This is a genomic window from Streptomyces sp. S465, assembly GCF_026898115.1.
GTDB lineage: Bacteria > Actinomycetota > Actinomycetes > Streptomycetales > Streptomycetaceae > Streptomyces > Streptomyces luomodiensis.
Window position 1 is genome coordinate 7,994,186 of sequence record NZ_CP114036.1, and the last position, 8,946, is coordinate 8,003,131.

At 71.1% G+C, this 8,946-nt stretch carries 8 protein-coding genes; 6 read left to right on the plus strand and 2 right to left on the minus strand.

The annotated features are described in order from the left end of the window. Positions 1–2 precede the first annotated feature (2 nt). The 4 genes from dpgB to N6H00_RS34015 all read left to right on the plus strand — a co-directional run bounded on the left by dpgB (position 3) and on the right by N6H00_RS34015 (position 4,399). Positions 3–662 (plus strand): enoyl-CoA-hydratase DpgB, encoded by a 660-nt coding sequence (gene dpgB / locus N6H00_RS34000; RefSeq protein ID WP_268975667.1) that lies wholly within the window; start codon positions 3–5, stop codon positions 660–662. Continuing rightward, complete coding sequence (gene dpgC / locus N6H00_RS34005) at positions 659–1,936, plus strand: (3,5-dihydroxyphenyl)acetyl-CoA 1,2-dioxygenase DpgC (protein WP_268975668.1); 1,278 nt, start codon at positions 659–661, stop codon at positions 1,934–1,936. Before dpgB ends, dpgC begins: the two co-directional genes overlap by 4 nt. Positions 1,937–1,997: 61 nt before the next feature. After that, positions 1,998–3,536 carry a tryptophan 7-halogenase gene (locus tag N6H00_RS34010; RefSeq protein ID WP_268975670.1) on the plus strand — a complete coding sequence of 513 codons (1,539 nt, stop codon included), beginning with the start codon at positions 1,998–2,000 and terminating at the stop codon, positions 3,534–3,536. 2 nt (positions 3,537–3,538) lie between these two features. Then, on the plus strand, positions 3,539–4,399 hold the full coding sequence (locus N6H00_RS34015) for an alpha/beta fold hydrolase (RefSeq protein WP_268975671.1): 861 nt from the start codon (positions 3,539–3,541) through the stop codon (positions 4,397–4,399). On the opposite strand, the gene N6H00_RS34020 is transcribed toward N6H00_RS34015, so the two are convergent. Beyond that, complete coding sequence (locus tag N6H00_RS34020; RefSeq protein WP_268975673.1) at positions 4,329–5,642, minus strand: sensor histidine kinase; 1,314 nt, start codon at positions 5,640–5,642, stop codon at positions 4,329–4,331. The two genes, N6H00_RS34015 and N6H00_RS34020, sit on opposite strands and share 71 nt — an antisense overlap. Positions 5,643–5,651: 9 nt before the next feature. Then, the gene (locus tag N6H00_RS34025) at positions 5,652–6,305 is read right to left on the minus strand and encodes a response regulator transcription factor (RefSeq protein WP_268975674.1); all 654 of its coding nucleotides are present in this window, start codon (positions 6,303–6,305) and stop codon (positions 5,652–5,654) included. Positions 6,306–6,622: 317 nt separating this feature from the next. On the opposite strand from N6H00_RS34025, the gene N6H00_RS34030 reads away from it, so the two are divergent. Further along, a complete protein-coding gene (locus N6H00_RS34030; RefSeq protein WP_020866836.1) occupies positions 6,623–6,829 on the plus strand; it encodes an MbtH family protein in 207 nt (68 codons plus the stop codon). A gap of 54 nt (positions 6,830–6,883) precedes the next feature. After that, a complete protein-coding gene (locus tag N6H00_RS34035; RefSeq protein ID WP_268977227.1) occupies positions 6,884–8,878 on the plus strand; it encodes an ABC transporter ATP-binding protein in 1,995 nt (664 codons plus the stop codon). The last annotated feature ends 68 nt before the right edge of the window (positions 8,879–8,946 follow it).

The window sequence follows — 8,946 nt, forward strand, 5'->3', positions numbered from 1 at the left end:
TCATGGAAGAACCGCTGACCGTGGTCATCGACGGGGCCCAGCCGCCGTCGGCCGCGACCGTGCACGCCGTGCGCACCGTGTGCGACCAGGCCGAGGACCGCCCCGGCGCCGGAGTCGTCGCCGTACGGGTCAGCGGCGCCCCGGCGGCGGGCTGGACCGACGGCCTGGAGGTGATGGGGATCAACAAGTGGGAGCGGACCCTGCGCCGACTGGAGCGGCTGCCGCGGGCCACGGTCGCGGTGGCCTCGGGCGACTGCGGCGGCCCGGCCCTGGACGCGTTCCTCACCTGCGACATCCGGGTGGTCACCCCGGGCACCCGGCTGCTCGTCCCCGGTGACGGGACGGCGACCTGGCCCGGCATGGCCGGCTACCGGCTGGTCCAGCTGGCGGGCGCCGCGCGGGTCCGCCGGGCGCTGCTGTTCGGCCTGCCCATCGAGGCCCCCGAGGCGGTCGCGCTCGGCGTCGCCGACGAGCTGGCCGACGACCCGGCCGGTGCGGTCGCGGCCGCCGCCGCGCTGGCCGGCGGGCTGACCGGCAAGGAGGTCGCCATCCGGCGGCAACTGCTTTTCGACGCCGCGACGACCAGCTTCGAGGACGCCCTCGGCCCGCATCTGGCCGCCTGCGACCGGGCGTTGCGGACCCCAGTGGTGGAGGCGTCGTGACCGTCCCGCTGTGGCCGGAGCTGCGGGACGCGGCCCGCCGCGTCGACGAACTGGTGGCGGTGCTGCCCGAACCCGGCGCGCGGCTGCCCGAGCAGCGGACGGAGATCGCCGCGGCGAAGGACACCGCCAGGGCACTGCGGACCCGCTATCTGCGGACCCACGCCGACGCCGTGTACGACCACCTCACCCGCGGCCGCGCCGACGAACTCCGGATCGCCGAACTCGTCGCGGCCGGCGCGGCCGAGTTCCCCGCGCTGCTGCCCACGGCCGGGCAGCTCGCGGCCGACCGCGGCCGGCGGCAGGCGGACAAGGAGGGATACGAGATCGACCAGGGCGTCTTCCTGCGCGCCGTCCTGGGCTCGCCCCGGTCGGGGCCGCATCTGCTCGACGCGATGCTCCGGCCGACACCGCGGGCGCTGCGGCTGCTGCCCGCGTTCACCCGGACCGGCGTCCTTCAGACGACCTCCGTCCGGATGGAGCGGCGGGACGGCACGGCCTATCTGACCATGTGCCGGGACGACTGCCTGAACGCCGAGGACGAGCAGCAGGTCGACGACATGGAAACCGCCGTCGACCTCGCGCTGCTCGACCCCGAGGTGCGGGTGGGGGTGGTGCGCGGCGGCACGATGAGCCATCCGCGCTACCGGGGCCGGCGGGTGTTCAGCGCGGGCATCAACCTCAAGAGCCTGCACTCCGGCGAGATCTCGCTGGTCGGCTTCCTGCTGCGCCGCGAACTCGGCTACCTCCACAAACTCGTCAGGGGAGTACGCACCACGGACGCGCCCTGGCACTCCCCGACGGTCCAGAAACCCTGGATCGCGGCCGTCGAGACATTCGCCATCGGCGGCGGCACCCAGCTGCTGCTCGTCTTCGACCATGTGCTGGCCGCGTCGGACGCCTATCTCAGCCTGCCCGCGGCCCGCGAGGGCATCGTGCCGGGGGCGGGCAACTTCCGGCTCGGCCGGCACACCGGACCACGGATCTCCCGGCAGGTCATCCTCCAGGGCCGCCGCATCCGGGCCACCGACCCCGACGCCCGGCTGCTGATCGACGAGGTCGTGGAGCCGGAGCGGATCGACGAGGCCGTGGCCGGGGCCGTGGAGCGGCTGCGCGGCCCGGCCGTGGTGCCCAACCGGCGGATGCTGGTCGGGGCCGAGGAACCGGTCGAGGAGTTCCGCCGCTACATGGCCGAGTTCGCGCTGCAACAGGCCCTGCGCCTGTACGGCGAGGACGTCATCCGCAAGGTGAGCCGGTTCGCGGGGCGCGGCGCATGACCGCCACCCGCGACGCACGGCCGCGCTACCACGAAAAGCAACGACGCCAGGAGGCGCACACATGAGCAGTGAGGATCGCAAGGAGTACAAGGAACACCAGGGACACAAGGACCACGAGGCACACGATGACTACGACGTCGTGGTGGTCGGGGGCGGTCCCGGCGGTTCGACGCTGGCCGCGCTCGTGGCCATGCAGGGCCACCGCGTCCTGATCCTGGAGAAGGAGACCTTTCCGCGGTACCAGATCGGCGAATCGCTGCTGCCGTCGACGATCCACGGCGTCTGCAAGCTGACCGGGGTGTCGGAGAAACTGGCCGCGGTCGGCTTCACGCCGAAGAAGGGCGGCACGTTCCGCTGGGGCGCCAACCCCGAACCGTGGACGTTCTCCTTCTCGGTGTCCCCGAAGATCGCGGGCGCCACCTCGCACGCGTACCAGGTCGAACGCTCGAAGTTCGACACCATCCTGCTGGAACACGCGGTGGAGAAGGGCGCCGAGGTCCGCTTCCAGGCGACGGTCTCCGATGTGACCGAGGACGGCGAGCGGGTCACCGGGGTGCGGTACACCGACGCCGGCGGCACCGAGCACGAGGTGCGCGCCACCTTCGTGGTGGACGCGTCGGGCAACGGCAGCCGGCTGCACAAGCGGGTGGGCGGCACCCGGGAGTACTCGCAGTTCTTCCGCAGCCTCGCGCTGTTCGGCTACTTCCGGGGCGGTAAGCGGCTGCCCGCCCCCAACTCGGGCAACATCCTGTCCGTGGCGTTCTCCAGCGGCTGGTTCTGGTACATCCCGCTCACCCCCGACCTCACCAGCGTCGGCGCGGTCGTCCGGCGGGAGAACGCCGACAAGGTCCAGGGCGATCCGGAGCAGGCCCTGCGGGCACTCATCGACGAATGCCCGATGATCAAGGACTACCTGGCGGACACCCCCCGGGTGACCGAGGGCCAGTACGGCCAGCTGCGGGTGCGCAAGGACTACTCGTACCACCAGACCTCGTTCTGGCGGCCCGGCCTGGTGCTCATCGGCGACGCCGCCTGCTTCGTCGACCCGGTCTTCTCCTCCGGTGTCCACCTGGCCACCTACAGCGCCCTGCTGGCGGCCCGCTCGATCGGCAGCACCCTGGCCGGACTGGTCTCCGAAGAGGCCGCGTTCACCGAGTTCGAGGCCCGCTACCGCCGCGAGTACGGTGTCTTCTACGAGTTCCTGATGTCCTTCTACGACATGCACGTCGACGAGAACTCCTACTTCTGGTCGGCGAAGAAGGTCACCCGGAACCAGCACACCGAACTGGAGTCCTTCGTCGAACTGGTCGCCGGCATCTCGTCCTCGGAGTTCGACCTCGACGGGGCCGAGTCGGCCGCGCTGCGGATGAAGTCCAAGTCGGCGGAGTTCGTCTCCGCCATCGAGGAGATGTCCACCGACAGCGAGGGCAACATGACCCCGCTGTTCCGCTCCTCCGCGGTGCGCCAGGCGATGCAGGAAGGGGCGCAGGTGCAGAGCCGGGCGTTCCTCGGCGAGGACCTCGGCCCGGACGTGCCGATGTTCCCCGGCGGGCTGATCACCTCCGACGACGGCATGCTCTGGCAGCCCGGACCGGCCTGACCATGCCCGTCCACCGGATCAACGGGATCCAGCTGCACTACGAGGAGCACGGAACGGGGGACCCGGTCGTCATGGTGACCGGCACCGGGGCCCCCGGCCGGATGTGGCGCACCCACCAGGTCCCCGCGCTCAAGGCGGCCGGCTTCAAAGTGATCACCGTCGACAACCGGGGCATCCCGCCCAGCGATCCCGGCACCGAGGGCTTCACCCTCGACGACATGGCCGCGGACATCGCGGGCCTCATCGAGCACCTCGGCGCGGCCCCGTGCCGGGTCGTGGGCTTCTCCCTGGGCGGCATCATCGTCCAGGAACTGCTCCTCGCCCGGCCGGAACTCGTCCGGGCGGCCGTGCTGATGGCGACCAGCGGCCGGGCCGACACCTTCGCCACCGCCCAGGCGATCGCGGAGATGGACCTGGCCGACAGCGGGGTGAAACTCCCGCCCCGCTACGCCGCCTACGTCAACGCGCTACAGAGCCTGTCCCCGCAGACCCTGGGCGACGAACAGCGGCTCCGCGACTGGCTCGACATCTTCGAGCTCTCCGCCGTCGACCTGGCCTCCGTCCGCGGCCAGCTCGGCCTGCAACTCATCCCCAACCGGCTGCCGGCGTACGCGGCCATCCGCTGCCCGTGCCTGGTGCTGAGCTTCCAGCACGACCTGATCGTGCGGCCGCAGCTCACCCGCGAGGTCGCCGACGCCATCCCCGGCGCCCGCCACACCGAGATCCCCGGCTGCGGACACTACGGCTACCTGGAGAAACCGGCCGCGGTGAACGCCGCGCTCATCGACTTCCTCACCGCGCCCCTCGCCGATGGGACACCGGCCCGGCCCCATGAGCGGGCGGGTGCGGAAAGCCGACCGTGAAGACCAGGCCACCCTCCGGGCGGGCCTCGACGCCGAGGGTGGCGTCGTGCGCGACCGCGATGGCCTGCACGATCGACAGCCCCAGACCGAGGCCGTCCCGGTTCGTCCGGGGGTCGCCGAGCCGCTGGAACGGCTGGAACATCTGGTCCACCGCGCCCGGCGGCACCACCGGACCGGAGTTGGCCACCGTCAGCACCGCCCGGCCGGGCCCCTCCGCCACGGCCACCTCCACCCAGCCGTGCGGCTCGTTGTGCCGCAGCGCGTTGTCCACCAGATTGACCACGAGCCGCTCGGCCAGCGGCCGGTGGCCCGCTGCGACCGCGGCCGACGGCGAGCAGCGCAGGGTGACCAGCCACCGCTCCGCGTCCGCCCGGCGCGCGGTGACGACCTCCTGCGCGAGCCGGCCCAGGTCGAACGGCCGGCGCACCTCGATGCCCGCGTTGCCGCGGGCCAGCGTGAGCAGCGCCTCGATCAGCCGCTCCTGCTGGGCGCCCGCGGCGAGAATCCGCTCATGCGCCGCGCGCAGCGACGCCACGTCCGCGTCGGGATCCGACAGGGCGAGCTGCCCCAGCGTCCGCTGCCGGGCGAGCGGGGTGCGCAACTCGTGCGAGGCATTGGCGACGAACCGGCGCTGCGCCTCGAACGAGGACTCCAGCCGGCCGAGCAGACCGTCGAACGTGTCGCCCAGCTCCTTGAGCTCGTCGCTCGGGCCCTCGAGGGCCAGGCGCCGGTGCAGACTCGTCGCCGAGATGTCCCGGGCCGCGGCGATGACCGTACGCAGCGGCCGCAGTATCCGCCCGGCGACCACCCAGCCCAGCGCGATCGAGATCATCGACATCAGCGCGAGCGCGATGGCGGACTGAACGAGGAGGTCGTGCAGCAGGGCGTCCCGCTGAAGCTCCATGAGCTCCCGCGCCGGGCCCGGAAGGATGTCGCGGACACTCTCCCCACTGCGTCCCTGGGGCGGCGGCACCGGCGCGGCGGGCCCGGCGGTCTCGCCCTCCCGCGGACGACCGCCGCCCGGGGCGGGCTGGACCCCGGAGAGGGAGCCGTTGGCGTGGAGCACCAGCAGATACGTGACCGTCAGCAGCGCCGCCCCGGAGATGAGGAACAGCGCCCCGTACAGCAGGGTCAGCTTCAGCCGGACCGTACGCCGTGGCAGCAGCGGACGCGCGAACCGGCCGGTGAGCCGGGGAAGCGGCGAAGACGTGAGCCGGCCGGTGAGCCGGGAGCGCGGCGGCATCGGCGGGCCTCAGATCCGGTAGCCGCGCTTGGCGACGGTCTCGATCACCGGCGGATCGCCCAGCTTGGCCCGCAGCCTGCTGATGGTGATCTTCACGGCGCTGGTGAACGGATCGGCGGCCTCGTCCCAGACCCGCTCCAGCAGCTCCTCCGCCGAAACGGCCCGGCCCTTGGCCGACAGCAGCAGCTCCAGCACACCGAACTCCTTGGGCGCCAGCTCCAGCGGCCGGCCCGCCCGGGTGGCCTTGCGGCGCGCCGTGTCCACCACGAGATCGCCGTGGCGCACCACCGGCGGCACGGCCGGATGCGCCCGCCGGGCCAGCGCCCCGATCCGGGCCACCAGCACCGGGAAGTCGAACGGCTTGGCCAGATAGTCGTCGGCCCCCAGATTCAGCCCGTCGACGAGATCCTCCGCCGAGGCGGCGGCGGTCAGCATCAGCACCCTGCTGCGGCAGCCCGACGTGATCAGCTCGGAACAGATCTCGTCGCCGTGCACCCCGGGCAGATCCCGGTCCAGCACGATCACGTCGTAGTCACTGAGCAGAGCGCGCTCCAGACCGCTCTCCCCGTCGTACGCCACGTCGACGGCCATCTGCGCCCGCCGTAAGCCGACCGCCACCGCCTGCGCCATTTCCTGGTCGTCCTCCACCACGAGCACGCGCACTCGCTCCCCCTCCTCGGTCCGTCCAACCGGCCATGACCACACCACTTGGACAACGAGATCCAGAATGCGCCGGACACGGTTTCCACGGGGTTTCGGCCGCCGTCCACGTGCTGTCGCCCAAGCGCCCTTGTCCAAGCGCCGTTGCCTAAGCGCCCTTGTCCAAGTGCCCTTGTCCAAGTGCTGTCGTCCAAGTGCTGTCGTCCAAGTGCCGAGAATACGCGGTTGGACGCCGCTTCAATAGTCGACCTTGCTGCTTCCGACAGGCCCCCGTTACTTTGAATTCCGGCCTCACCCCGGAGCAGTTGAGAGGAGCGGTGATGACCAACCCGTTCGACGACGAAAACGGTTCGTTTCTGGTCCTGCTGAACGACGAGGGCCAGTATTCGCTGTGGCCCGCCTTCGCCGAGGTACCGGCCGGATGGCGGGTCGTATTCGGCGAGGACGCCCGCAAGAACTGCCTGGACTACATCGAGGAGAACTGGCGGGACATGCGCCCCAAGAGCCTCATCGACCAGCTCACATAGTTCGGAACCACCGAAGCCGAGGAGAGCGTCGTGTCCATAGGCGGCCCAGGGCCGATGATGATTCGCGCGGTGGGTCCCGACCCATCCGTGACCAAGCAGAAAATAAAACCCGGGACCGCGAAACGGATACTTCCGTATACCCGGCCGTACCGTGTCAGCATAAGTCTGCTGCTGCTCATGACCGTGCTGAACGCCGCCATTGTGGTGGCCACTCCCATCCTCTTCAAATACCTCATCGACAATGGCATCGCCCAGCACGACTCGGACGTTGTCGTGGGTATCGCGGTGGCGGTCGGCGGGCTGGCGGTGCTCGGCGCGCTGCTGGGTTTCGGAGAGGCGTGGTACTCGGCCCGGGTCAGCGAAGGGCTCGTCTACGAACTGCGCACCGAGGTCTTCGACCACGTACAGCGCCAGCCGCTGGCGTTCTTCACCCGGGCCCAGACCGGCGCCCTGGTCAGCCGGCTCAACGCGGATGTGGTCGGCGCCCAGCAGGCCCTGACGTCGCTGCTGTCCACGGTCGTCTCGGCCGCGCTGACACTGCTGTTCGTCCTCGTCACGATGTTCTACCTGTCCTGGGTGATCACCGTGATCTCCCTGGTCGTCCTGCCCTTCTTCATCCTGCCCGGCAAGGTTGTCGGACGCCGGCTACAGCGGCTCACACGGTCCCAGATGGAGCGGAACGCCGAGATGGGCGCGCTGATGAACGAGCGCTTCAACGTGACCGGCGCACTGCTGGCCAAGCTGTACGGCCGGCCGAGCCGCGAGATGCGCCAGTTCACCGGACTGGCCGGAAAGGTCCGCGACCTCGGCGTCGTGACCGCCGTCCACGGCAAGCTGCTCTTCTTGTCGATGGTCCTCCTCAGCGCGCTCGCCACCGCCGTGGTCTACGGCGTCGGAGGGCGCCTCGTCATCGACGGGGCCTTCGAAATCGGCACCCTGGTGGCCCTGGCCACCCTGCTCACCCGGCTCTTCGGCCCGATCAACCAGCTCTCCAGCGCCCAGGCCAACGTGGTCACCGCGCTCGTCAGCTTCGACCGGCTCTTCGAGATCCTCGACCTGAAACCGCTCATCGCCGAGAAGCCCGACGCCACCGCCCTGCCCCGGGACGGCCGCGCACCGGAGATCGTCTTCGACGGCGTCTCCTTCTCCTACCCGGCCGCCGCGGACGTCTCGCTCGCCTCGCTCGAGTCGATCGCGATGCCGCAGCCGGAGCGCACCAGGAACGAGCGGACCCTGCGCGACCTGAGCTTCCGGCTGCCCGCCGGGAAACTCACCGCCCTCGTCGGCCCCTCCGGCGCCGGCAAGACCACCATCACCCACCTCGTGCCCCGGCTGTACGACCCCGTCGAGGGCACCGTCCGCATCAACGGGCACGACCTGCGGGATCTCACACTGGAGTCGCTCTACGACACCATCGGCGTCGTCACCCAGGACGCCTATCTCTTCCACGCCACCATCGGGGACAACCTCCGCTACGCCCGCCCGGAGGCCACCGAACAGGAGATGATCGACGCCTGTAAGGCCGCCCAGATCTGGGGCCTGATCGAGTCGTTGCCCCATCGCTTCGACACCGTCGTCGGCGACCGCGGCTACCGGCTCTCCGGTGGCGAGAAACAGCGCATCGCCATGGCCCGCCTGCTGCTCAAGGCGCCCCCGGTCGTCGTCCTCGACGAGGCGACCGCACACCTCGACTCCGAGTCCGAGGCCGCCCTGCAACGGGCGCTGGAGACCGCGCTGGCGGGACGCACCTCACTGGTGATCGCCCACCGGCTGTCCACCATCCGCGACGCCGACCAGATCCTCGTCATCGACGACGGCCGGGTACAGGAGAGCGGCACCCACGAGGAACTCCTCGCCCTGGACGGCCTCTACGCGGAGCTGTACCGCACCCAGTTCGCCGGCCACACGCCGGCCAACGGCCACCGGCCCGCCCCCGAGCCGATCGGGCCCCGTGGGCCGTACCCGGGCGGCCCCCGTGGGCCGTTCCCGGCCGGTCCGGGGGGCGGGCCCTTCCCGGGACCTGGCCCCGTCCCCTTCCCGGGTCCGTAGACCCGACCACCCTCACCACCACCTGTCACCGCCCCCGCCACCGCGTACCGCAGCAGAGGGAGACGTCC